Source organism: Streptomyces gamaensis, assembly GCF_042656465.1.
Taxonomy (GTDB): domain Bacteria; phylum Actinomycetota; class Actinomycetes; order Streptomycetales; family Streptomycetaceae; genus Streptomyces; species Streptomyces gamaensis.
Genome location: NZ_JBHSPB010000003.1, coordinates 330,410 through 353,123 on the forward strand (window position 1 = coordinate 330,410; position 22,714 = coordinate 353,123).

The following is a 22,714-nucleotide window of genomic DNA, read 5'->3' on the forward strand; positions in this document are numbered from 1 at the left end:
TTACTAGGCTCTGGGTATGGCAGCGACGGCAGAACCCTCCGAACCGCGCGGTCCCATGGACCCGCTGGCGATCGCCACCGAGGCGACCCGCAGCCTGCGCGGCATGTCCACGGAGCTCACCGCGCGCGTGCCGCAACTGCTGGAGGCCATGCGCTCGGTCGGCACCGGCCTGGAACTGCACTCCACGCTCGACCGGATCGCCGAGACGGCGGCCGAGCTCGCCAACGCCCGCTACGCGGCCATCGGCGTCGTCGACTCCACCGGCGAGGGACTGGCCGACTTCATCACCTACGGCGTCACCGAGGAGCAGCACCGGCGCATCGGTGCCCTGCCCGACGGCCAGCGGGGGCTGCTGGGCGCGCTCATCCACACCCCGGAGCCGGTCATGCTCGCCGACCTGGCCTCCGACCCGCGCTCGGCGGGCTTCCCGCCGGGACACCCGCCGATGCGCAGCTTCCTGGGTGTCCCCATCCGGGTGGAGGGCGAGATCTTCGGCAACCTCTACCTGACCGAGAAGCGCGGCGGCGGCGAGTTCAGCATCGCGGACCTGCACATGGTCAAGATCCTGGCCACCGAGGCGGGTATCGCGATCGGCAACGCGCGCCTGTACGAGGAGGGTCGTCAGCGCATGCGCTGGATCGACGGTTCGGTGGCCGTGACGACGGCCCTGCTGTCCGGCAGCGACGCCGAGGACGCGCTGTCCGTCGTCGCCGAACAGGCCCGCAGGCTCGCCGACTCGGCCGCCGGGATCGTGCTGCTGCCCGACGGGGAGGGCGGACTGGAGATGGTCGCGGTCGCCGCCGACGACCCCGCCGGTCTCCTGGGCACGGTGATACCCCCGGACAGTCCCGTCGTCGGCCAACTGCTCGCCGGTGACCCGGTGTTCACCGACGACTCGGCCACCGACCCGCGCATGACCACCGAGGTGCGGCACCGCTTCGGCCCCAGCATGCTGCTGCCGCTCAAGAGCGGCGACCGGGTGCTCGGTACGCTCGCCACGCCACGCGCGCGTGGAGCACGCAGATTCACCGACGCGGAACGCACGTTGGGCGCCCAGTTCGCCGCGCAGGCCGCTCTCGCGCTCGTCCTGGCCGAGGCGCAGCGCGACCGCGAACGGCTCGCGGTCTACGAGGACCGGGACCGCATCGCCCGCGATCTGCACGACCTGGTCATCCAACGGCTGTTCGCCACCGGGCTGATGCTGGAGAGCGCGCAGCGCAACGCCGTCGTGCCCGACGTGCAGGACAAGGTCGGCCAGGCCGTGGACGAACTGGACGTGACCATCCAGGAGATCCGCACCGCCATCTTCGCGCTGCAGCAGGGGCCCGCGGAGGCACCGGCCGGACTGCGCACGAGGGTCCTGCGGGAGCTGGGCACGGCCGCCGTCCCGCTCGGTTTCCAGCCGTCGGCGAGCTTCCTCGGGCCGGTCGACGCGAAGGTCGGCGAACTCACCGGCAAGAACCTCATCGCCGCGCTGCGCGAGGCGCTCTCCAACGCCTTCCGGCACGCGCAGGCCACCCGGATCGAGGTCGTCGTCGACGCGACGGCCACCCTGCCCGACGGCCGGCCCGCCGTCCGGCTGACCGTCGCCGACGACGGGGTGGGCATTCCGCAGGGCGGCCGCCGCAGCGGGCTGCGCAACCTCGCCAAGAGGGCGGAGTCCCTGGGTGGTTCGAGCTCGTACGGGCCGGGGCTCGGCGCCGACGGGCGCGGTACGCGCGTGGTGTGGGAGGCACCGCTGTAGGGGCCCGTCGCGCACGGCCGGCTGCCCGGTTCGGCCGTACCTGTTCCACCGAACGGACCGTCACGGGGCGCGTACCGGCGCGACGCGCGACACGATCACGTTCATGCGAGGCCCGTACCGTCCGCGGCGCGGACGCGACCGGCCGGTCCGGACCGGCCGTGTGCTGCTGTGCGCGCTGTGCCTGGCGGGCTCGCTGCCGCTCGGCTCCGGGCTGTCCGTGGCCCGGAGCCCGGGCCGGGCCGCCTGGGCCGGTTCCGACGTGCTGCGGCTCGCGGAGGAGGCCGTACGGGCCCGGGAGGGCTACGAGCGGGCCGCGGACGCGGCGCGGGCGCACCGGGAGCGGACCGAGGAGGTCACCCGCGCGCTGCGCGGCCGCCGCATCGTCCTGTCGGCGCTGCGCGAGGACGCCGGGGCCGCCGCCCGCGCCCAGTACCGCACCGACGGCTTCACCGCGTCCGGCAGCGGCGACGTCTCCGACGATCCGCTCGCGCTGCTCACGCTGCAGGAGGGGGACGTCCGCCGCCGGGCGCGGCTGGCGCGGGAGCTGGAGGAGGAGGGCCGTACGGCCCGCGGCCTGGACGCGCAGGAAGCGGCCCTGAACGCCGCCCAGCGGGTGCTCGACGACGACCGGGAACGGCTGCGCCGCCAGGAGCACACCGTCCGTGAGCGCCTCGCGGAGGCCCGCGGCCGGCTCGACGTCCGGGCGCAGGCCGCCCTCGACAGCGGGCGCTGCGAACCGGTGGGCCTGCCGGACCTGCCCGAGGGGCTCGCGGTGCGGCAGGAGGGCGTCGCGGAGGACCGGGAGTGGGTGCGGCCGGTGGAGTCCTACCGGCTCTCGGCGGGCTTCGGCGGCACCGGAGCGGACTGGGCGGGCTCGCACACCGGTCAGGACTTCGCGGTGCCCACCGGCACGCCTGTGCGCGCGGTCGGGGCGGGGACGGTGGTCTCCGTCGGCTGCGGCGGTGCCTTCGGCATCAGCCTTGTCGTGGAGCACGAGGGCGGCTGGTACTCCCAGTACGCGCATCTGGCCGCCCTGTTGGCGTCCCCGGGGCAGCAGGTGCGTACCGGCCAGTGGATCGGTCTGTCCGGCACCACCGGCAACTCCACCGGCCCGCATCTGCACTTCGAGATCCGTACGTCGCCGGAGTTCGGCTCTGCTGTCGATCCGGTGGAGTGGCTGGGCGCGCGTGGAGTGCAACTGTAGCGGCGGTGCCGGAGTCGGAGAGCAGGGTCAGAGTGTGCCGTCGCGCAGGATGCGTTCGACGACCTCGGCGACGCCGTCCTCGTCGTTGGCGGCCGTGCGGTGCGTGGTGGCGGCCAGGACGTCGGGGTGCGCGTTGGCCATCGCGTAGGAGGTCCCGGCCCAGCCGAGCATCTCCAGGTCGTTGGGCATGTCCCCGAACGCGACGACCTCCCGCGGAGCTATCCCGCGTGCCGCGCAGCACCGGGCCAGCGTGCTGGCCTTGCTGACGCCGACGCCGCTGATCTCCAGCAGGGCGGTCGAGCTGGAGTGGGTGAACGAACCGTGCTCGCCGGCCACCGAGCGGGCCAGCTCCAGGAACGCGTCCGGAGCGAGCTCCGGGTGGTGGGCGAGCAGCTTGAGGATCGGCGCGGCGCGGCCGCCGTCCTCGGCGAGCAGCGTCTCCGCGGGGGCCATGACCGCGTCCGGGGCGAGGTTGTACGGCGGGTACTGCGGCTCGTACTGGAAGCACGTGGTGCGCTCGACCGCGAACGACGCGTCGGGGGCGGCGGCGCGTACCGCGCGCACGATCGCGAGCGCGGCGGCCCGCTCCAGCGGCCGTACCTCCACGCAGCGGCCGCCGTCGTGCAGATCGACGACCGCCGCGCCGTTGGCGCAGATCGCCAGCCCGTGGCCGTGCACGTGGTCGCTGACGACGTCCATCCAGCGGGCCGGGCGGCCGGTGACGAAGAAGACCTCGATACCGGCCTCCTCGGCCGCGGCCAGGGCCGCGAGGGTGCGCGCGGAGACCGTCTTGTCCTCGCGCAGCAGGGTGCCGTCGAGGTCGGTGGCGATCAGCCGGGGTACGGCCGGGCCCCGGCGGCCGGCCGGGGTCTTCGACTGCTCGGTAGCTGAGGTCACCGTTCCATTCTCGACCACGACCACCGCTTGTCGGTCAGATGTTCGCCATGTTCTCCTCTGCCCGGCCCTGGCCCCGGGCCCGGCCGGGTCCAGGACCGGGGCCCGTCCCGGTCAGTGCCCCAGCTGGGCGAGGGCCTCGGTGGCGATGCGCTCGAAGACCTTCTCGTCGGCGGCGAAGTCCGAGTCCGGGATCGGCGCGTGGATCACGATCTCGGTGAATCCGAGCGCGAAGTGCCGGCCCGCGAAGTCGACGAAGGCGTCGAGGGACTCCAGCGGCCGGCCCCGGTCCGGGGTGAAACCCGTGAGCAGGATCTTGCCGATACCGGCGACGTCCCGGCCGATCGTCTCGCAGGCGGCGCCCAGCCGCTCCAGCTGGCCGCGCAGCGCCTGGCGGGACTGCTCGGGCGTGCCTGTCTCGAAGAGTTTCGGGTCGCCGGTGGTCACCCAGGCCTGCCCGTACCGCGCGGCCAGCGCGAGGCCGCGCGGGCCGGTCGCGGCGACCGCGAAGGGGAGACGGGGCCGCTGGACGCAGCCGGGGATGTTGCGGGCCCCGTCCGCCGCGTAGTGCTCGCCCTCGTGGCTGACGGCGTCCTCGGTCAGCAGCCGGTCGAGCAGCGGGACGAACTCCCCGAAACGGTCGGCCCGTTCGCGCGGGGTCCACGGCTGCTGACCCAGGACGGTGGCGTCGAAGCCGTTGCCGCCCGCGCCGATGCCGAGGGTGATCCGCCCGCCGGAGACGTCGTCCAGCGTGATCAGGTCCTTGGCGAGGGTCACCGGGTGCCGGAAGTTCGGCGAGGTGACCAGGGTGCCCAGGCGCAGCCGGTCGGTGGCCGCCGCGGCGGCGGTCAGGGTGGGGACCGAGCCGAACCACGGGCCGTCGCGGAAACTGCGCCAGGACAGGTGGTCGTAGGTGTAGGCCGTGTGGAAACCGAGCTCCTGCGCCCGTATCCACTGGTCGCGGCCGCCCTCGTGCCAACGGCGGACCGGCAGGACGACGGTGCTCAGACGATGGGAGGAGAACATGCCCCCGAGCCTACGGCGGGCTTTTCTTTACTCCGCGAACAGGTGGTCCGAGGGAGAATCGGGGACAGAGGCAAGCACACCGGGGGGCAGGCCCCCCGCTTCAGCCTTGGAGGTTCCCCATGCAGCGCACCCGATACGCGCCGGACCGGGGGCTGACCGCCCGCATGGTGACCACGATGTTCTTCATCGGGCTGCTCTACGTGGTCTTCGTCGGCGTGCTGCTGGCGGTCCTGCGCGGGGCCTGGCCGCTGATCGTGCTGCTGGCGGGCGGCCTGTTCGTCGCGCAGTTCTGGTTCAGCGACCGGATCGCCGCCTACAGCATGGGGGCCCGCGAGGTCACCCCGCAGGAGGCGCCCGAGCTGCACGGTGCCGTCGACCGGCTGTGCGCGCTCGCGGACATGCCCAAGCCGCGCGTGGCGATCGCCGACAGCGACGTGCCCAACGCCTTCGCCACCGGGCGCAACCAGAAGAGCGCCCTGGTGTGTGCCACGACCGGCCTGTTGCGCCGGCTGGAGCCGGAGGAACTGGAGGGCGTCCTCGCCCACGAGCTCTCGCACGTCGCGCACCGCGATGTCGCGGTGATGACCATCGCCTCGTTCCTGGGCGTCCTGGCCGGGCTCATCACCCGCGTCGGGCTGTGGGGCGGTTTCCGCAGGGTGGGCGGCCGCGACAGCAACACCGCCATCCTGGTCGTGCTGATCCCGCTGATCAGCGCCGTCGTCTACGCGATCAGCTTCCTGCTGACCCGGATGCTCTCCCGCTACCGCGAGCTGTCCGCCGACCGCGCCGGCGCCCTGCTGACGGGCCGCCCCTCGGCGCTGGCCTCCGCCCTGACGAAGGTCACCGGCCAGATGGCGCGCATCCCGACGCGCGACCTGCGGCAGGCGGAACCGTTCAACGCCTTCTTCTTCGCGCCGGCCTTCTCCAAGGAGAGCTTCAGCCGGCTGCTGTCCTCCCACCCGACGCTGGAGCAGCGGCTGGACCAGCTCGGCCGGATCTCGGCCCAGCTCGGGCGCGCCGCCTGAAGCCCGCTTGAAGCTTGCCTGGAGTTCCCCGCAGCCCGACAAGGAGTTCTCGCCCGTGGGTTTTCTCGACGTCATCCTGGGCCGCAGCAAGCCCGTCCGCCCCGATCTCGACCAGCTCTTCGCCCTGCCGTCCGCGGCGGTCACCCTCCAGGCGGGAGCCGGGTTCGTCCCGACCGGCCTGGGCTCGGTGTGCTTCGCGAGCGTGGAGGGCGGCGCCTTCCGGCAGATCCAGCAGGACGTACGGGCGCTGCTGGACGCCGATGCCACGCGCGGCGCGGAGGCGGGCGGCGAGCCCGTGGAGTTCAGCCAGGACCCCTACGGCTACACCTGGCTCCTCGCGCGCCGGCCCGCCGACGACGAGGGAACGGCCGCGCTCGTCAACGACCTGCACGCGGTCAACACCCTGTTGCAGGAAGGGGGGTTCGGGCCGCAGCTGCTCTGCTCCCTGATGGGGTTCCGCGACGCCGCGCAGCGCTCGCTGGCCCTCGTCTACCTCTACAAGCGCGGTACGTTCTACCCGTTCGCCCCGCTGCCGGGCGCCCGCGAGAAGCGCGACAACGCCCTGGAGCTCCAGACGAAGGCCCTGCTCGCCGACGATCTGCGGGTCGAGGAGGACCTGGCGCGGTGGTTCCCGGTGTGGGGAGCGCCCGGGCTGTGAGGGCGGGGGCCTGAGCTGGGGCCTGAGGGCCGGGGCTGTGAGAGCCGGGGCCTGAGGGCCGGGGCCTGAGAGACGGGGCCGCGCTCAGTCCGTGCTCTCGCCGCCGCTGCCGTCGGCGCTCTTGCCGTCGCTGCCGCCGGCCTTGCGCGTGCCGGCTTCCTGAGCGGCCCAGCGTGCCCATTCCTCGCGGGCGGCGGTCATGCGCAGCCCGTACTCCAGGGCGATGTGGCCGTTGACGGACAGGGGGTCGTCCCCCCAGGCGATCGTCTCCTCCAGCTCCTTGAACGCCCTGTGCTGCTCCGCGGCGCTCTCGGCCTCGCCCATGAGATAGGCGACGGCCTCGGCCCGGGTGAGGTGGTTGAGGAAGAAGACCCGCAGCAGGGCGTCGGACCGGCGCGGCGGCTCGGGCCTGCTCCCGGTGAGCCAGCGGCGCAGCTCGGCGCGGCCCTCGTCGGTGATCGTGTACTCCTTGCGGCCGCGCGGGCCCTCGGCGGAGACCCGCAGCAGACCTGCCGCGGTGAGCTTGCCCAGCTCGCCGTAGACCTGGCTCTGGGTGGCCGGCCAGGCGTTGGCCAGCGAGGTCTCGAAGCCCTTCATGAGGTCGTAGCCGCTGGCGGGCCCGTTGGCCAGCAGTCCCAGCATCGCGTGTCGCAGGCTCATGGAACCCACTCTACCTTCCACTCTTGACACGTCGACGGAGGACCTTCTAGTTTTGACGTGTCGACGGTGGAAGGTGGGGTCGGCGCCGGGTCCGCGCGGGGGTGGGGGCTGTCGCGTCAGGGGCGGGGTGCGCGTCCGTCCCGGGGTCCGGCACGGGGGTCCGGGCTCCGGGACGGACGGCGGTGCGGGGTCGGCGCACCGTCGGGGCGAGGGTGGGGGCGAAGGGCGGTGAGGGGCGGGTCACTCGCGGGGGGCGGTGGCCAGGGTGTGGGCGGTGGCCAGGGCGTCCATGGACCGGGCCTGCACCTCTCGCTCGGCGGCGGCCGCCACGAAGGCGGCGGCGTGCTCCTCCCCGACCAGCGCGCTGACCGCCCGCACGGTGCGGGCGGGCAACCGGAGCTCCAGGAGCTCGGGTTCGGGAGCCGGGCCCGGCGGCGTGGGGGAGCCGGTGCCCTCGGCCTCCGGGGCCGGGGGTGGGGCCGTGGGCGCGTACGGAGCGGTGCCGGGCCCTCCGGTCCCGCCCGGCTCCCCGAAGCTGTCCGGTTCCCGGAAACTGTCCGGGAAGCTCGCCGGCTCGCCCGGAATTCCGGGCCCCGCGGGTGCCCAGGGATCCTCCGGCTCCGGGAGGGCCCCCGGCGCGGTGAGCTCCCCCAGCTCTCCGGATTCCGCGAACTCGCCCAGGTGATGGCGCAGATAGCTCGTGGCGAGGTCGCGCATCGCGCGGGCGAGTTCGGCGTCGACGGTCTGCTGGGCCAGGGGGCGCAGCCGGCGGACCAGGGCGGCCGCCTCGGCCGCCTCCTCGTCGGACGGCGGATGGTCGAAGTACCGGTGGAAGAAGTGCTCGGAGGTGAACTCCAGGAAACTCGCGGCGATCTGCTCGACATGGGTGCGCAGCTCCCGCAGATGCCCGGAGATGGCGAGCAACGGCACCCCGGCGGCGTGCAGTTCGGCCGCCGCGGCCAGCTCGCGCGGGCTCGGGACGAGGAAGGTCTCGGGGGCGCCGGGCAGCCGGAGGAGGACCCCGAGCCGCACCGCGTCCTCGACGGCCGCGTCGTCGGGGCCGCCGAAGCGGCCGTCGAGCTCGGCGCGGGTCAGCCGGCCGGGACGCTCGTCGCTCCACGGCCGGTCGACCTCGGCGACGAGCCCGAGAATGCCGTCGAGCCCCCGGCCCGTGTCCCACGCCTCCAGCAACTCCTTGATGCTGGCCAGGGTGTAGCCGCGGTCGAGGAGGGCGGAGATCCGGCGCAGCCGCGCCAGATGGACCTCCCCGTAGAGGTTCGCCCGGCCGCGCCGCTCCGGCTTGGGCAGCAGCCCGCGGTCCTGGTAGGCGCGGATCGTGCGGACCGTGGTGCCGCTGCGCTGGGCCAGGTCCTCGATGCGGTACGCCCCGGCGGGGCCCACGGGCCGCACACCGCGCACCCCGGTGGCGGCGTTGGCGGCGGAGCGGCGGGGCTCGGGAGGACCGGGCTGTGCGGGCAAGGGGAGATGGCTCCTTCGGCGGACTGCAAGTACCTGCGAACCGTACGGACTTGCGACCTGCGGGGACCTGCGAACTGCGGGGACCTACGAGGCGGCGCGGCGGGAGACGGCCCCCGCCGCGGCCCGTGCCGCCGGCGAGGCCGCCAGATAGTCGACGGCCCTGCGCAAAGACCCTTCCTGCGAAGGATGATACGAGCGCCTCAGGTAGCGCGGAACGGCCGCTCCCAGCTCCCGCCAGCTCGGCAACAGCCCCTTGGCCACCGCCTTGTTGTGGTGGGGGATCGTGTAGCGCAGCCGTCCGACGAGCCGGGGGTCGTTGCGGATGAGATACCGCGTGCCCCAGCCCCACAGATGGAACAGCACGGGCGCGGTGACAGCCATGCCGAGCACCCGGCGGGCGTAGCGGCCCCGCCCCGTGCCGCCGCAGTGCTCGTACATGTCGAAGGCCACGGAGCGGTGCTCGACCTCCTCCGCGCCGTGCCAGCGCAGCAGATCCAGCATCACCGGGTCGGAATCGGCCCGCTCCAGCTCCTCCGCCCGCAGCACCCAGTCACCGAGCACCGCCGTGAACTGCTCGGTCGCGGCGATCACCGACAGCCGGAAGCGCAGCCACTCCTCCTCCCGGACGGGCAGGCCGAACGGCGGCCGCTCGCCGAGCAGGACGTCGAAGAGGAAGTCCACGTGCCGGGTGTACGGGCCGGTGTCCAGGCCCTGTTCGGCGAGGTGGCCCAGCACGTACGCGTGCTGCACGCTGTGCGTGGCCTCCTGCCCCATGAAGCCCTTGACGTCCTTGAGGAGCTCGGGGTCCCGCACCCACGGCAGGGCCTCCTTGAACACCTTGACGAACCACCGCTCCCCGGCGGGCAGCAGCAGGTGCAGCACATTGATGACGTGCGTCGCCGTCGGCTCGCCCGGTATCCAGTGCAGCGGCGTGCCGCTCCAGTCGAAGGCGACCCGCCGAGGCGCTATCGGGTGACCGTGGTCGGGGGCCTGATCCACCTGTGCCGACATGTGAACTCTCCCTACTGCAGCCGTGGTTCGATCCGTCCGAGCGCGCGCTGCACCCGGGGTGCGAAACGCGACAGGGCCCGCAGGACGTGCGCCTCGGGCGTCACCGGCACGACCGCCCGGTTCTCCAGCACGGCCCGCAGAATCGCGTCCGCGACCTTCTCCGGCGGGTAGTTGCGCCGCGCGTACGCCCGGCTCGCGCCCGCCCGGTGGCGCTCCTGCTCCTCCTCGGGGACGCCCACGAAGCGCGTGGACCGGGTGATGCCGGTGTCGACGATGCCCGGGCAGACCGCCGTCACGCCGATGCCCCGCCCCGCCAGCTCCGCCCGCAGGCACTCGCTGAGCATCAGCACCGCCGCCTTCGACGTGCTGTACGCCGGGAGCGCGCGGGAGGGCGCGAAGGCCGCCGCCGACGCGGTGTTGACGATGTGGCCGCCCTGCCCGCGCCCGGCCATCTGCCGGCCGAAGACGCGACAGCCGTGGATGACGCCCCACAGATTGACGTCGAGGACCCTGCGCCAGTCCTCGGCGGGGGTGTCCAGGAACGAACCGGCCACCGCCACACCGGCGTTGTTGACCAGCACGTCCACCACGCCGTACTCCTGGGCGACCTGCTCGGCCAGCTTCTCCATGGCCTGCTCGTCCGCGACGTCGACGCACTCGGCCCACGCCTGCGGGGCGCCGGTCAGCCGCGCCATCTCCGCCGTACGGGCCGCCCCCTCCGCGTCCCGGTCGACCGCGACGACGCGCGCCCCCGCCTCCGCGAAGGCGAACACCGTCGCCCGCCCGATACCGCTCGCCGCACCCGTCACCAGCACCAACTGCCCGCCGAACCGCTGCGCGTACGGCCCGGCCGGCGTCGTGCCGGCGGGCGCCGCACCCCCGCGCGCGGCCCGCGCCGCACCGCCCGCGCCCGCCCCGTCCTCGCGTGCCGTCTCCTGATCGGTGACGAACTCGGCGATCCAGGCCGCCAGTCGGTCCGGACGCGTCCGCGGGACCCAGTGGCCGGCGGCCACGGTGCGCCGCCGCAGCGACGGCGCCCACCGCTCCAGTCCGTCGTAGAGCCGCTGTGAGAGATACGGGTCACCGGTCGGGACGATCAGCTGGACCGGCACGTGCGCGTACGCGTCGGGACGCGGCCGGCGCACCCGCGCCCGGACGTTGTCCCGGTACAGCCACAGGCCGTGCGCGGCGTCCCTCGGCAGCGAGGCCGTCGGATAGCCGCCGGCGGGCAGCTTCTCGACGCGCTCCAGCATGCCCGGCCAGCGCCTGCCCAGCGGACCGCGCCACAGCGCCTCCGGCAGCCGCGGGGTGTGCATCGCGTACACGTACCAGGAGCGGGCGCCCTGGCCGAGGAGCTGCGCCGACCGCCGGGGAGTGGGCCGCGCCACGCGCTCGGCGATCCAGTGCCCCAGGTGGTCCAGCGCCGGCCCGGAGATGGAGGTGAACGAGGCGATCCGCCCCTCCGTGCGCCGCACCGTGGCGAACTCCCAGCCCTGCACCGACCCCCAGTCGTGCCCGACCAGGTGCACCGGCGCGCCGGGGCTCACCGCGTCCGCGACCGCCAGGAAGTCGTCGGTGAGCTTCTCCAGCGTGAAACCCCCGCGCAGCGGCTTCGGCGCCGTGGACGCCCCGCAGCCGCGCACGTCGTAGAGCACCACGTGGAAGCGGTCCCGCAGCCGTCCGGCGACCCGGGCCCAGACCTCCTTGCTGTCCGGATAGCCGTGCAGCAGCACGACCGTGGGCCGTGCGGCGTCCCCGAGCTCCACGACGCACAGCTCGACCCCGCCGCAGACCACCCGGCGCTCCCGCGCCCCGTCCAGACCCTCGATGCCGGCGTTCACGCGGCACTCCCCTCCTGCCCGCGCCGCACATGCGGCAGATCGTCGTCCAGCCAGAACGCGCTCTCCTGCGGATCCCGGGAGTCGGTGACCACCAGGATCTCCTCGAACTTCGCGCCCGTACCCCTGAAGCCCAGGTGCGGCTCCACCGCCCATATCCCCGGGTGCGGCGGATGGTCCGAGACCCGGTACGGGCTCCACAGCGGCGACCAGCCCTCCCGGTGCCCGCGCACCGCGTCCGACGCGAGCCCCCTGAGCGCCCGGGTCCCGAACCCGAACACCGTCGGCGAGAAACGGCGCCGCTCCACGCGGCCCACCGTGTGCGCGATCACCCCGAAGGGATAGGCGCGGTGCCGGTTCGTATAACCCTGGCGGGCCATGAGCCGGTCCACGTCCTCGTAGATCTCCCGCAGCGGGCGCCGCTCGCGCACCTCGCGCAGCACCAGCTCCCGGTGCGCGAGCAGATCCGCCATCATCCGGTCGTGCAGGGGATCGGGGCCCAGACAGCCGGAGTAGCCGATGTCGGCCGCGAAGCCGCGGTGGACCGGCGCCATGTCCAGCACGAACGGCATGCCCGGCGCCAGCCGCCGCTCCGTGGGGAAGAACTGCAGCGGCACCCGGAAACCGGCGAACGCCGTCCGGTCCCCGAACCAGGCGAACGGCAGATGGAACCAGTCCCGCACGCCGCGCTCGCGCAGCCACTCCCGCTGCATCCGCGCCGCTTCCCGCTCGGTCACGCCCGGCCGCAGCTGTGCCGCCACCGCCTCCGCGCACGCGTACGCCAGCCGCTGCGCCGCGCGGAAACCGTCGAGCTCCGCCGGGCCCGGCCCCGCCCCGCCCGTCCGCCGGCCGCGCGCCCGGTCCGCCACGGTCCCCGCCGTGCCTCCCGTCATGCCATGCACCGTGCCACCCGCCCGTCCTGTGCCGGTCGGACCGCGGACACTCGACGACGCGGCGGCGCGGCCGCGCGGCAGGCAACCGCGCGGCGCACGAGGCGTCCCAAGTCCCGCAAGCCGCAGGTAAGTTGACATCGACGAATGTGACAGTGGCCGCAGGCCGCGTCAAGGGGCCCGGCAGCGGCCCTGTGGAAAAACGGTCCGGCACCCCACGCGCCCCGTCCTCCCTTCGGCCGGTCCCCCCTACGGGAGAGTCAGACCCGAGGACGACCCGGAAGCAGCCGTCTGGTCTGACGTTCTCCGTGACCGGCGCCACTACCGTCGAGAGCGTGACTGTGATCGCTACCGAGAGCCTCAGCAAGCGGTACCCCCGGGTGACCGCGCTCGACCGGCTGTCCGTCGACGTCCCACCGGGCGTGACGGGCCTGGTGGGCGCCAACGGCGCGGGCAAGTCCACGCTGATCAAGATCCTGCTCGGGCTGTCCCCGGCCACCGAGGGCCGCGCCAGCGTGCTCGGACTCGACGTCGCGACCGAGGGCCCCGCCATCCGCGAGCGCGTCGGCTACATGCCCGAGCACGACTGCCTGCCGCCCGACGTCTCGGCCACCGAGTTCGTCGTCCACATGGCGCGCATGTCCGGCCTGCCGCCGACGGCCGCGCGCGAGCGCACCGCCGACACCCTGCGCCACGTGGGCCTGTACGAGGAGCGCTACCGCCCCATGGGCGGCTACTCGACCGGCATGAAGCAGCGCGTCAAGCTGGCCCAGGCCCTCGTCCACGACCCGAAGCTGGTGCTGCTCGACGAGCCCACCAACGGCCTGGACCCCGTGGGCCGCGACGAGATGCTCGGTCTGATCCGGCGCGTCCACACCGACTTCGGGATCTCGGTCCTGGTCACCTCGCACCTGCTCGGTGAGCTGGAGCGCACCTGCGACCAGGTCGTCGTCATCGACGGCGGCAGGCTCCTGCGGTTCTCCGCCACGGACGAGTTCACGCAGGCCACGGGCTCCCTCGCGGTGGAGGTCACCGACACCGACGCGTGCCCGGACGGCACCGCCGCCCTGCACGCGGCCCTCACCCGCGAGGGCCTGGCCGTCCAGCCCGCCGGACACGCGGCCGACGGCTCGCCCGTCCCCGGGCGCGTCCTGCTCGTCGACGTCGCCGACGAGAGCACGTACGACACCGTCCGCGACGCCGTCGCCGGCCTCGGCCTCGGCCTGGTGCGCATGGAGGCCCGCCGCCACCGCATCGCCGAGGTCTTCCACGACGGGCCGGAGCAGCGGCCCGCCGGCCGGGAAGCGGACCGGAGCGAACGGCAGCAGCGAGACCAGAACGGAGGCGCCCCCGATGCCGCCTGAGACCACCGCGGCCCCCGCGGCCACCGCCCCGGATGTCATCCACAACATCGGCTACCGGAACTACACCGGAGCCCGCCTGGGCCGCGGCTACGTCCGCCGCTCGCTGTACGCGCAGAGCCTGCGCGGCGCCTACGGGCTGGGCCGGTCCGCGAAGTCCAAGGTGCTGCCGATGCTCCTGTTCGCGGTCATGTGCCTGCCCGCCGCCATCATGGTGGCCGTCTCCGTCGCCACGCACATGAACCGGCTGCCGGTCGAGTACACGCGCTACGCCATCATCATGCAGGCCGTCACCGGCCTGTTCCTGGCCGCGCAGGCCCCCCAGTCCGTCTCGCGCGACCTGCGCTTCAAGACGGTCCCGCTGTACTTCTCGCGCCCCATGGAACGCGTCGACTACGTGGTGGCCAAGTACGCCGCCATGGCCTCGGCCCTGTTCGTCCTCACCGCCGTGCCCCTGCTGATCCTCTACGCGGGTGCCCTGCTCGCCAAGATGGACTTCGCCGCCCAGACGACGGGCTTCGCACAAGGACTCCTCTCCGTGGCACTCCTCTCGATCCTCTTCGCCGGCCTCGGCCTGGTCGTCGCCGCCCTCACCCCGCGCCGGGGCTTCGGCGTCGCCGCCGTCATCGCCGTCCTGACCATCTCCTACGGCGCGGTCTCCACCGTCCAGAGCATCGCCAGTGTCCAGGGCAGCGACGACGCGTCGGTGTGGCTGGGCCTGTTCTCGCCGATCACCCTGATCGACGGCGTGCAGACGGCCTTCCTGTCCGCCACCTCCGCCTTCCCCGGCGGCCACGGCCCGGGCACCGGCGCGGGCGTGCTGTACCTTCTCGTCGTCCTCGCGCTGATCGCAGGTTCGTACGGGCTGCTGATGCGCCGCTACCGAAAGGCCGGCCTGTGACATCCCTTCACATCGACAACGTTTCCCGCTGGTTCGGCAACGTGGTCGCCGTCAACGACGTCTCCATGAAGGTCGGCCCCGGTATCACCGGCCTGCTCGGCCCCAACGGCGCCGGGAAGTCCACCCTCATCAACATGATGGGCGGCTTCCTCGCCCCCTCCACCGGCACCGTCACCCTCGACGGGGAGACGATCTGGCGCAACGAGAACGTCTACCGTCGCATCGGCCTGGTCCCCGAGCGGGAGGCGATGTACGACTTCCTCACCGGCCGCGAGTTCGTCCGCGCGAACGCCGAACTGCACGGCCTGGGCGCCAAGGAGGCCGCGCGTGCGCTCGCCACGGTCGAGATGGAGTACGCGCAGGACCGCCGCATCGGCACGTACAGCAAGGGCATGCGGCAGCGCGTGAAAATGGCCTCCGCGCTCGTCCACGACCCCGCCGTGCTGCTGCTCGACGAGCCGTTCAACGGCATGGACCCGCGCCAGCGCATGCAACTGATGGACCTGCTGCGCGGGATGGGCGCCGAGGGCCGCACCGTGCTGTTCTCCTCCCACATCCTGGAGGAGGTCGAGCAGCTCGCCTCCCACATCGAGGTCGTCGTCGCCGGACGGCACGCCGCCTCCGGCGACTTCCGCAAGATCCGCCGGCTGATGACGGACCGCCCGCACCGCTACGTCGTGCGCTCCAGCGACGACCGGGCCCTGGCCGCCGCCCTGATCGCCGACCCGTCCACCTCCGGCATCGAAGTGGACGTCCAGGAAGGCGCGTTGCGCATCCAGGCCGTCGACTTCCTCCGCTTCACCGAACTGCTGCCGCGCGTCGCCCGCGAGCACGGCATCCGGCTGCTGGCGGTCTCGCCGTCCGACGAGTCGCTGGAATCGGTCTTCTCCTACCTCGTCGCGGCCTGAAAGGAGCCACGGAGCGCCATGTCCGCAGCCCTGTACCACCCCACTGTCGCGCGCCTGACCTACCGCGGTCTCCTCGGCCGCCGCCGCGCCTTCGTCCTGTTCGCCCTGCCCGTGCTGCTGATCGTCATCTCGGCGGTCGTCCGCGTGCTGGCCGGGGCCGACGACCAGACCGCCGCCAATCTGCTGGGCGGGTTCGCGCTCGCCACCATGGTCCCGATCATCGGGGTCGTCGCCGGGACCGGCGCGATCGGCCCGGAGATCGACGACGGCTCGGTGGTCTACCTGCTGTCCAAGCCCGTCAAACGGCCCACCATCATCGTCACCAAGCTCGTCGTCGCCATCGGTGTCACCGTCGCCTTCTCGGCCGTGCCCACCCTGATCGCCGGCTTCGTCCTCAATGGCAACAGCCAGAACATCGCCGTCGCCTACGCGGTCGCGGCGGCCGTCGCCTCCGTCGCCTACAGCGCGATCTTCCTGCTGCTCGGCACGGTCACCCGGCACGCCGTGATCGCCGGACTGGTCTACGCGCTGGTGTGGGAGTCGCTCTTCGGCAGCCTCGTGCCCGGCGCGCGCACCCTGAGCGTCCAGCAGTGGGCGCTCGCGCTCGCCGAGCGGATCGGCGCCGAGGGCGTCGTCAGCGCGGAGGTCGGCCTGCCGCTGGCGCTCGTCCTGCTCGTCGCCGTCACGGCCGCCGCGACCTGGTACGCGGGCCGCAGGCTGCGCGCGCTCACGCTCGCCGGCGAGGAGTGACCTCCAGCCGGTGCGCCGACAGCGCCCGGGCGATGGCCACCTGCTCGGGCGCCAGCGTGACTCCCTCGCCCTGTGGGGCGTCCTCTATGTCCCACAGGGCGTTCTGCAGCACCCTGCCGAGCGTCCAGCGGGCCGCCCGCGCCCGGTCCAGGGCGAGGACCTCGGTCATCACGTCGAAGCGGCGCAGCACGGCCCCTGTCACGTCGCCGGTCGCCGTCACGTCCTCCCAGCGGTCGTGCAGCGCGGGCAGCAGCTCGAAACCGGGGTCGCCCACGAGCGGCTTGGGGTCGATGGCCAGCCACGGCTCGCGGCCCGAACCGGGCAGCGGGGCCAGCACGTTCTCGTAGTGCAGGTCCCAGTGCAGCAGCTGCTTCCCCGGCTCGCCCGCCACCTCCCGTACGGCCGCGGCGCACGAGCGCCCCAGCGCGCGCTCGTCCGCGTCGGCCAGAGCCGGCAGTGCCCCCGGCGCCTCGTCCAGCATCGCGGCGGCGACGTCGCCCAGCGGGCGCAGCCCGTCCGGCGCGGGCGCCCGTACGAGCCGCGCCAGCAGCTCCGCGAGCGTCCGCACGGCCGTGATGTCGTCCGGCACGGACAGCAGCGAGCGGCGGGGGTCCAGCCGCTCCAGCAGCATCGTGCCGGTCGCGGTGTCGTGGTCGAGCAGGACGACCGCTCCGTCGCCGTCCCAGGCGCGCAGCGCGGCCGGCTCGCCGACGCTCTCGTCGGTCACCGGCTGCAGCTTCAGCGCCGCCGGGCTGCCGTCGACGCGCCGTACGGGCAGGACGAGCGCGACCATCCCGTGCGCGGGCGGACCGTCCTGCCGCAGCCCCCAGCGGTCGAGGAAGGCGTGGGCCAGGTCCGGCAGGGCCGCGATCCACGCCCGGCCCGCCTCCCCGTCGAACGTGTCGTGGAAGCGGGCCAGTTCGGCGGGGACGGTGATGCGGGAGGGGAAGTGCACGGCGGCTGGTCTCCTCATCAGGGGTGCGGTGCCCCGTGGGGCACCCTCGTCACCCCAACGTCTCAGATCCGCCGATCGCGCCCGGCTCCCAGCCCGAGAACGACCAGGGCCGCGCACGCGACGAGCAGCAGTGCCACCGGCAGTGTCCAGCCGCCGGTCGCCTGGTGCACCGCGCCGATCGCGAACGGACCGACCGAGGCGAGCAGATAGCCCCAGGTCTGCGCCATGCCCGAGAGCCGGGCGGCGGTGTGGGCGTCGCGCGAGCGCAGCACCATCAGCGTCAGGGCGAGCCCGAGCAGGCCGCCCTGCGCGACGCCCGTCATCGTGGCCCAGACCCAGGCGCCCGCGACGGGCGCGGCGAGGAGCCCGGTCACGCCGCCCGCCATGAGGGCGACCACCGCGACGGCCAGGGTGCGCTGGTCGCGCATCCGCCCGGCGAGCATCGGCACGACGAACGAACCCACCATCTGGATCAGCGTGTAGAAGGCGTAGACGAGGCCCGCCTCGCTCTTGCTCATGCCGTTGTCGGTGAAGACCGTGGGCATCCACGCGATGCACACATAGGCGATCAGCGACTGGGTGCCCATCAGGAGCGTCACCTGCCAGGCCAGCGGCGAACGCAGCAGGCTCGGCCCGTCCCCGGCCGCGTGCCTGGGCGTACCTGCCGCCTGGCCGTGCGCCGTGCCGCGCCGGGCGAGCACCGCCTGCGGGACCCACACGGCCGCCGCCACGGCCGCCAGGACCGCCCAGGAGGCGAGGGAGCCCCGCCAGCCGCCGAGGGACTCCTCCAGCGGCACCGAGGCGGCCGCGGAGAGCGTGGCGCCGAGGATGAGGGTGGTCGAGTACAGCGCGGTCATGCTCGCGGCCCGGTCCGGGAAGTCCCGCTTGACCAGGCCCGGCATCAGCACGTTGAGCAGGGCTATGCCGGTGCCGACGAGCGCGCAGCCGACGAACAGCGCGGCGAGGGGTGGCGCGACGCGCAGCAGGATGCCGCCGCCGAGCAGGACGAGCGCGGCGCACAGCGCGGCCTCGGTGCCCCAGCGCCGGGCGAGCCGGGGCGCGAGCAGCGAGCCCAGGCCCATGAACGCGAGCGGGATGGTGGTCACCAGGCTGCTCACGGCCGGCGCCAGGTGGAAGTGGTCGCTGATCTCGCCGATCAGCGGGGAGACGCCGGAGAGGGCCGCGCGCATGTTGAGCGAGGCCAGGACGATGCCGAGGATCAGCAGCGCGGGATGCGCCCGCAGCCGGCGGCGCGCGGCGGCGACGGCCGGTGCCGGGGTCAGATCCTCTTCCGCGTCGATGAGGCGCGCGGCCTTCAGAGCGCTGTCGGGCAGGGCGTTGTCGGATATGTCGGCTGCGGAGGGCCTCGATTCGGACATGGGTGCCTTTCGGAAGGGGTGTGGGGGGTGTGCGGACGGACGGGTGCGCGGGGCGGGCGCCCGCGGCTCAGCCCTCGGAGAGCAGGGACTCGACGGCCGCTTTGGGGCGTTCGAGCAGCGCGCGGGCGGCCCGCGCGGCGGCCTCGGGGTCACCGGAGGCGATGGCGTCCATGAGCGCGTGGTGGTCGCCGTGCACGATGCGCGGCATGTCCCGGTCGCCGAGCGCGGTGACCAGCGCCTCGTGCACGGAGCTGGAGAACCAGCTGTACGTCGCCGTCAGCGCGCTGTTGTGCGCGGCCTCGACGACGGCCCGGTGGAAGGCGACGTCGTGGTCGGCGTACAGCTCCAGGCTCCCGGAGTCGGGCTGGCCCTCGGGGTCCTCGAAGGCCGTCTGCGCCCGCAGGGCCGCCCGCATCCGCTCCACGTCGGCCGGCTCGTGCCGTACGGCCGCCAGGCGCGCCGCCTCGACCTCCAGGGCGATCCGCAGCTCCAGGACGTCGCGCACCCCGGCGCGCTGCACGCCCCGCATGATCTCGCCGGGGTCGGCGGTGGAGACGACGAACGTCCCCTCGCCCTGGCGCGAGCGCAGCATCCCGGCGTGCACGAGCACGCGCACGGCCTCACGGACCGTGTTGCGGCCGACCTGGAGCTGCTCGGCCAGCGCGTGCTCGGTGGGGATGCGCGAGCCGACCTGCCACTCCCCGGCGGCGACCTGCGCGCGCAACTGATCCACGACGGTGTCCACGAGGGACTGCCGTCCCGCTGCCCGCAGTGCCATCTCCGGTGCTCCTCGGCTCGTTCCGGTGGTCCGGTACCGGCGCGGTCGTACGGGCCCGCGCCGACGCCCGCGTCCGTCGCGGAGTACGCGATTGACCCGGTTGCCCAGTCATCCTACAACTTCCCCGGGACGCTTCCCGGAGCACGGTCCTGTGCCGCCCGCTACGGTCGGAGCATGAAGCACGAGGGCCCCGGCGGAACCGGCCGGTTCCCGGCCGCCGCCGCGCGCTCCTGGGCGATGGCCTGCTCCCGCACCGGCGCGTGGATCCGCTCGGCTCCCGGCACGCACATCTGGCTGCTCATCATCGGGGTCACCAGCCTCGTGATCGCCTCGGCCAGCCACGGCCTGGAGACCTTCCTGCTGCACCGCACCAGCAGCAATATCCACGAGCTGAACAAGCACCCGCTGCAGTCCCTGCTGATCAGCGGCTTCTGGATCGAGAACCCCTCGTCGTTCCTGCTGTACGCGCTGTTCTTCGAGCTGTTCCACGCCAACGTGGAGCGCTGGATCGGCACGTGGCGCTGGCTGTTCACCGTGGGCGTCGCGCACGTCGCGGCGACCCTCGTCAGCCAGGAGGTCGTGCTGCTGTCGATCCAGGACCACTCACTGCCGCGCTCGATGAAACACGTCGTCGACATCGGCGTCTCGTACGGGCTCGCGGCGTCCGCCGGGCTGCTGGCCTACCGGGTGCCGCGTCCCTGGCGGTGGGGGTATCTGACGGGGCTGGTGCTCTTCTTCGCGGTCCCGCTGCTGACGGGCGGCACGTTCACCGACGTCGGGCACGCGATCGCGGTGACCGTCGGCCTGCTGTGCTGGCCGCTGACCCAGGGCAGGGCGCCGTGGGACGTCTCGCGCGCGACGGCCGCCGTCCGGCGGCTCAGCCGAAGAGTCGCTCCAGGACGAGGGCGATCCCGTCCTCCTCGTTCGACGCGGTGATCTCGTCGGCCACCGCCTTCAGCTCCTCGTGCGCGTCGCCCATGGCCACGCCGTGCGCCGCCCACGCGAACATCGGGACGTCGTTGGGCATGTCGCCGAAGGCGATGGTGTCCGCCGCCGTCGCCCCGAGCCGGCGCGCGGCCAGGGAGAGCCCGGTCGCCTTGCTCAGCCCCAGCGGCAGCAGTTCGACGATGCCGGGACCGGCCATCGTCACCCCCACCAGATCGCCCACGACGGCCCGCGCCGCCTCCGCCAGGCTGTCGTCGTCCAGCTCCGGGTGCTGCAGATAGAGCTTGTTCAGGGGCTCGGCCCACAGCTCGGCCCGGTCGGTGAACGGCACGACCGGCAGCGGGCCCTCCTGGAGCCCGTAGCCCGGCTCGGCCAGCACCTCGCCGTCCACGCCGTCGCGGCTCGCGGCCAGGAACAGCGGCCCGACCTCCGCCTCGATCTTGGCGAGCGCGACAGCGGCGAGCTGCCGGTCCAGCGTCACCGACGTCAGCAGCCGGTGCTCGCCCGCGTGGTAGACCTGCGCGCCCTGCCCGCACACTGCAAGCCCTTGATAGTTCAGTGCCTGAAGGATGTGGCGGGTCCAGGGCACGGCCCGGCCGGTGACGACGATGTGCGCGGCACCCGCCTCCGTGGCCCGCAGGAGTGCGGCACGGGTGCGCTCCGAGACGGTTTCGTCGGAGCGCAGCAGCGTGCCGTCGAGGTCGGTGGCGATCAGGCGGTACGGCAGTGTGCTCACGACGCTCCTTCTCGTTCTCCCCAGTGCTTCCAGCAGCCCGGGCGTGCGTGCCCCGACTCCGCCCCGCGCGGCGCGGAGGTGCCGCCGTGACGGCACGGCGGCACCTCGGACGAGCGGTGGTGCCTACTTGGCGACGGGCTCCAGGACCTCGCGGCCGCCCAGGTACGGACGCAGCACCTCGGGGACGCGGACGGAGCCGTCGGCCTGCTGGTGGTTCTCCAGCAGTGCCACGATCGTGCGCGGCACCGCGCACAGCGTGCCGTTGAGGGTGGCCAGCGGGCGGACGTTCTTGCCGTCGCGGCAGCGGACGGACAGCCGGCGCGCCTGGAACTCGTTGCAGTTCGAGGTGGAGGTCAGCTCGCGGTACTTGCCCTGGGTGGGGATCCACGCCTCGCAGTCGAACTTCCGCGAGGCGGAGGAGCCGAGGTCACCGGTGGCGACGTCGATCACCTGGAAGGGCAGCTCCAGGCTGGTCAGCCACTGCTTCTCCCACTCCAGCAGCCGCGCGTGCTCGGCCTCGGCGTCCTCCGGCGTGGTGAAGGAGAACATCTCGACCTTGTCGAACTGGTGGACCCGGAAGATGCCCCGGGTGTCCTTGCCGTAGGAACCCGCCTCGCGGCGGAAGCACGGCGAGAAGCCCGCGTAGCGCAGCGGCAGCCGGTCGGCTTCGAGGATCTCGTCCATGTGGTAGGCGCCGAGCGGTACTTCGGAGGTGCCCACCAGATAGAAGTCGTCCTTCTCCAGGTGGTAGACGTCCTGCGCGGCCTGGCCGAGGAAGCCCGTGCCCTCCATGGCGCGCGGCTTGACCAGCGCGGGGGTGAGCATCGGCGTGAAGCCGGCGGCGGTGGCCTGCGCGATGGCGGCGTTGACGAGGGCGAGCTCCAGCAGCGCGCCGACGCCCGTCAGGTAGTAGAAGCGCGAGCCGGAGACCTTGGCGGCGCGCTCGACGTCGATGGCGCCGAGCGTCTGGCCGAGCTCCAGGTGGTCCTTGGGGGTGAAGCCCTCGGCCGCGAAGTCGCGGGGGGTGCCGACGGTCTCCAGGACGACGAAGTCGTCCTCGCCGCCGCGTGGGACGTCGGGGTGGACCAGATTGCCGATCCGCAGCAGCAGGCGCTGCGTCTCGGCCGCGGCCTCGTCCTGCTCGGCGTCGGCGGCCTTGACGGCGGCGGCCAGTTCGCCGGTCTTCCTCAGCAGCTCGGCCTTCTCCTCGCCGGCGGCCTTGGGGATGAGCTTGCCGAGTGCCTTCTGCTCGGCACGCAGTTCGTCGAAGCGCAGACTGGACGACCTGCGCCGCTCGTCGGCGGAGAGCAGCGCGTCGACGAGGCCGACGTCCTCTCCTCGGGCGCGCTGGGACGCGCGGACACGGTCGGGGTCCTCACGGAGCAGGCGAAGGTCAATCACCCCTCCAGGCTACCTTCGCGGTACGCGATCACTCGACGCGATATTCCATTTTCCGGTGATTTGCCCGTTTTTAGAGGCGGCGGAAAAGGCGGGCGAATGACGTGCGGCCGGAGACTCGGCGGAATCCCCGCGCATTTGACGGAAAAGGGCTCCGGGGTGTGGGGTCGCGAT

Annotated in this window: 20 protein-coding genes and 1 pseudogene; 9 read left to right on the top strand and 12 right to left on the bottom strand. The window is 73.4% G+C overall.

The annotated features are described in order from the left end of the window. The first annotated feature begins 16 nt into the window (after positions 1-16). Both ACFP1Z_RS06410 and ACFP1Z_RS06415 read left to right on the top strand, forming a co-directional pair. Positions 17-1,744, top strand: coding sequence for a sensor histidine kinase (locus tag ACFP1Z_RS06410; protein WP_390314905.1), 1,728 nt, complete (start codon positions 17-19; stop codon positions 1,742-1,744). A gap of 103 nt (positions 1,745-1,847) precedes the next feature. Next, complete coding sequence (locus ACFP1Z_RS06415; RefSeq protein ID WP_390314906.1) at positions 1,848-2,948, top strand: M23 family metallopeptidase; 1,101 nt, start codon at positions 1,848-1,850, stop codon at positions 2,946-2,948. A 27-nt stretch (positions 2,949-2,975) separates the two neighbouring features. Here the strand turns inward: ACFP1Z_RS06415 and ACFP1Z_RS06420 are convergent, their stop codons facing one another. Both ACFP1Z_RS06420 and ACFP1Z_RS06425 read right to left on the bottom strand, forming a co-directional pair. Then, positions 2,976-3,845, bottom strand: coding sequence for an HAD family hydrolase (locus tag ACFP1Z_RS06420; protein ID WP_390314907.1), 870 nt, complete (start codon positions 3,843-3,845; stop codon positions 2,976-2,978). 111 nt (positions 3,846-3,956) lie between these two features. Next, positions 3,957-4,868: an LLM class flavin-dependent oxidoreductase gene (locus tag ACFP1Z_RS06425; RefSeq protein WP_390314908.1), complete on the bottom strand. Its 912-nt coding sequence runs from the start codon at positions 4,866-4,868 to the stop codon at positions 3,957-3,959. A 119-nt stretch (positions 4,869-4,987) separates the two neighbouring features. On the opposite strand from ACFP1Z_RS06425, the gene htpX reads away from it, so the two are divergent. Further along, positions 4,988-5,893 carry a zinc metalloprotease HtpX gene (gene htpX / locus ACFP1Z_RS06430; RefSeq protein WP_390314909.1) on the top strand — a complete coding sequence of 302 codons (906 nt, stop codon included), beginning with the start codon at positions 4,988-4,990 and terminating at the stop codon, positions 5,891-5,893. A 55-nt stretch (positions 5,894-5,948) separates the two neighbouring features. Beyond that, positions 5,949-6,551 (top strand): PspA-associated protein PspAB, encoded by a 603-nt coding sequence (gene pspAB, locus ACFP1Z_RS06435; protein ID WP_390314910.1) that lies wholly within the window; start codon positions 5,949-5,951, stop codon positions 6,549-6,551. Between the two features lie 84 nt (positions 6,552-6,635). On the opposite strand, the gene ACFP1Z_RS06440 is transcribed toward pspAB, so the two are convergent. The 5 genes and pseudogenes from ACFP1Z_RS06440 to ACFP1Z_RS06460 form a co-directional block, all read right to left on the bottom strand. Then, positions 6,636-7,211, bottom strand: coding sequence for a PadR family transcriptional regulator (locus ACFP1Z_RS06440; protein ID WP_390314911.1), 576 nt, complete (start codon positions 7,209-7,211; stop codon positions 6,636-6,638). 674 nt (positions 7,212-7,885) lie between these two features. Next, positions 7,886-8,621: pseudogene (locus ACFP1Z_RS06445) on the bottom strand (MerR family transcriptional regulator); the annotation flags it as partial. A gap of 153 nt (positions 8,622-8,774) precedes the next feature. Further along, the gene (locus ACFP1Z_RS06450) at positions 8,775-9,701 is read right to left on the bottom strand and encodes a metal-dependent hydrolase (protein ID WP_390314912.1); all 927 of its coding nucleotides are present in this window, start codon (positions 9,699-9,701) and stop codon (positions 8,775-8,777) included. An 11-nt stretch (positions 9,702-9,712) separates the two neighbouring features. After that, the gene (locus ACFP1Z_RS06455) at positions 9,713-11,542 is read right to left on the bottom strand and encodes an SDR family oxidoreductase (RefSeq protein ID WP_390314913.1); all 1,830 of its coding nucleotides are present in this window, start codon (positions 11,540-11,542) and stop codon (positions 9,713-9,715) included. After that, complete coding sequence (locus ACFP1Z_RS06460; protein ID WP_390314914.1) at positions 11,539-12,432, bottom strand: M24 family metallopeptidase; 894 nt, start codon at positions 12,430-12,432, stop codon at positions 11,539-11,541. Before ACFP1Z_RS06460 ends, ACFP1Z_RS06455 begins: the two co-directional genes overlap by 4 nt. A 305-nt stretch (positions 12,433-12,737) precedes the next feature. On the opposite strand from ACFP1Z_RS06460, the gene ACFP1Z_RS06465 reads away from it, so the two are divergent. From ACFP1Z_RS06465 to ACFP1Z_RS06480, 4 genes are read left to right on the top strand one after another with little or no spacing between them, the layout of a single operon-like run. Beyond that, positions 12,738-13,793, top strand: a complete 1,056-nt coding sequence (locus ACFP1Z_RS06465; RefSeq protein WP_390314915.1) for an ABC transporter ATP-binding protein — start codon at positions 12,738-12,740, stop codon at positions 13,791-13,793. Continuing rightward, positions 13,783-14,691 (top strand): ABC transporter permease, encoded by a 909-nt coding sequence (locus ACFP1Z_RS06470; protein WP_390314916.1) that lies wholly within the window; start codon positions 13,783-13,785, stop codon positions 14,689-14,691. The genes ACFP1Z_RS06465 and ACFP1Z_RS06470 overlap by 11 nt, the downstream gene beginning before the upstream one ends. Next, entirely contained in the window at positions 14,688-15,599 is a 912-nt protein-coding gene (locus ACFP1Z_RS06475; RefSeq protein WP_390314917.1) for an ABC transporter ATP-binding protein, read from the top strand. The genes ACFP1Z_RS06470 and ACFP1Z_RS06475 overlap by 4 nt, the downstream gene beginning before the upstream one ends. A gap of 30 nt (positions 15,600-15,629) precedes the next feature. Further along, on the top strand, positions 15,630-16,349 hold the full coding sequence (locus ACFP1Z_RS06480; RefSeq protein ID WP_390315063.1) for an ABC transporter permease subunit: 720 nt from the start codon (positions 15,630-15,632) through the stop codon (positions 16,347-16,349). Here ACFP1Z_RS06480 and ACFP1Z_RS06485 read toward each other — a convergent pair. The 3 genes from ACFP1Z_RS06485 to ACFP1Z_RS06495 all read right to left on the bottom strand — a co-directional run bounded on the left by ACFP1Z_RS06485 (position 16,327) and on the right by ACFP1Z_RS06495 (position 19,461). After that, complete coding sequence (locus tag ACFP1Z_RS06485; RefSeq protein ID WP_390314918.1) at positions 16,327-17,322, bottom strand: aminoglycoside phosphotransferase family protein; 996 nt, start codon at positions 17,320-17,322, stop codon at positions 16,327-16,329. The two genes, ACFP1Z_RS06480 and ACFP1Z_RS06485, sit on opposite strands and share 23 nt — an antisense overlap. Before the next feature lie 44 nt (positions 17,323-17,366). Continuing rightward, a complete protein-coding gene (locus ACFP1Z_RS06490) occupies positions 17,367-18,683 on the bottom strand; it encodes a CynX/NimT family MFS transporter (RefSeq protein ID WP_390314919.1) in 1,317 nt (438 codons plus the stop codon). A 67-nt stretch (positions 18,684-18,750) separates the two neighbouring features. Further along, positions 18,751-19,461 carry a FadR/GntR family transcriptional regulator gene (locus tag ACFP1Z_RS06495; protein ID WP_390314920.1) on the bottom strand — a complete coding sequence of 237 codons (711 nt, stop codon included), beginning with the start codon at positions 19,459-19,461 and terminating at the stop codon, positions 18,751-18,753. A gap of 237 nt (positions 19,462-19,698) precedes the next feature. On the opposite strand from ACFP1Z_RS06495, the gene ACFP1Z_RS06500 reads away from it, so the two are divergent. Then, positions 19,699-20,397: a rhomboid-like protein gene (locus ACFP1Z_RS06500; protein ID WP_390315064.1), complete on the top strand. Its 699-nt coding sequence runs from the start codon at positions 19,699-19,701 to the stop codon at positions 20,395-20,397. Here the strand turns inward: ACFP1Z_RS06500 and ACFP1Z_RS06505 are convergent. Both ACFP1Z_RS06505 and serS read right to left on the bottom strand, forming a co-directional pair. Further along, positions 20,339-21,142, bottom strand: a complete 804-nt coding sequence (locus ACFP1Z_RS06505; protein ID WP_390314922.1) for an HAD family hydrolase — start codon at positions 21,140-21,142, stop codon at positions 20,339-20,341. The two genes, ACFP1Z_RS06500 and ACFP1Z_RS06505, sit on opposite strands and share 59 nt — an antisense overlap. A 123-nt stretch (positions 21,143-21,265) precedes the next feature. After that, positions 21,266-22,543: a serine--tRNA ligase gene (gene serS / locus ACFP1Z_RS06510; protein ID WP_390314923.1), complete on the bottom strand. Its 1,278-nt coding sequence runs from the start codon at positions 22,541-22,543 to the stop codon at positions 21,266-21,268. Positions 22,544-22,714: the final 171 nt, after the last annotated feature.

Bases quoted from the DNA above. Each gene is read 5' to 3' on its own strand.
- ACFP1Z_RS06410 (WP_390314905.1), top strand. From the start codon at position 17: ATGGCAGCGACGGCAGAACCCTCCGAACCGCGCGGTCCCATGGACCCG.
- ACFP1Z_RS06415 (WP_390314906.1), top strand. From the start codon at position 1,848: ATGCGAGGCCCGTACCGTCCGCGGCGCGGACGCGACCGGCCGGTCCGG.
- ACFP1Z_RS06425 (WP_390314908.1), bottom strand. From the start codon at position 4,868: ATGTTCTCCTCCCATCGTCTGAGCACCGTCGTCCTGCCGGTCCGCCGT.
- htpX (WP_390314909.1), top strand. From the start codon at position 4,988: ATGCAGCGCACCCGATACGCGCCGGACCGGGGGCTGACCGCCCGCATG.
- ACFP1Z_RS06440 (WP_390314911.1), bottom strand. From the start codon at position 7,211: ATGAGCCTGCGACACGCGATGCTGGGACTGCTGGCCAACGGGCCCGCC.
- ACFP1Z_RS06450 (WP_390314912.1), bottom strand. From the start codon at position 9,701: ATGTCGGCACAGGTGGATCAGGCCCCCGACCACGGTCACCCGATAGCG.
- ACFP1Z_RS06460 (WP_390314914.1), bottom strand. From the start codon at position 12,432: ATGACGGGAGGCACGGCGGGGACCGTGGCGGACCGGGCGCGCGGCCGG.
- ACFP1Z_RS06470 (WP_390314916.1), top strand. From the start codon at position 13,783: ATGCCGCCTGAGACCACCGCGGCCCCCGCGGCCACCGCCCCGGATGTC.
- ACFP1Z_RS06485 (WP_390314918.1), bottom strand. From the start codon at position 17,322: ATGAGGAGACCAGCCGCCGTGCACTTCCCCTCCCGCATCACCGTCCCC.
- ACFP1Z_RS06490 (WP_390314919.1), bottom strand. From the start codon at position 18,683: ATGTCCGAATCGAGGCCCTCCGCAGCCGACATATCCGACAACGCCCTG.
- ACFP1Z_RS06495 (WP_390314920.1), bottom strand. From the start codon at position 19,461: ATGGCACTGCGGGCAGCGGGACGGCAGTCCCTCGTGGACACCGTCGTG.
- ACFP1Z_RS06500 (WP_390315064.1), top strand. From the start codon at position 19,699: ATGGCCTGCTCCCGCACCGGCGCGTGGATCCGCTCGGCTCCCGGCACG.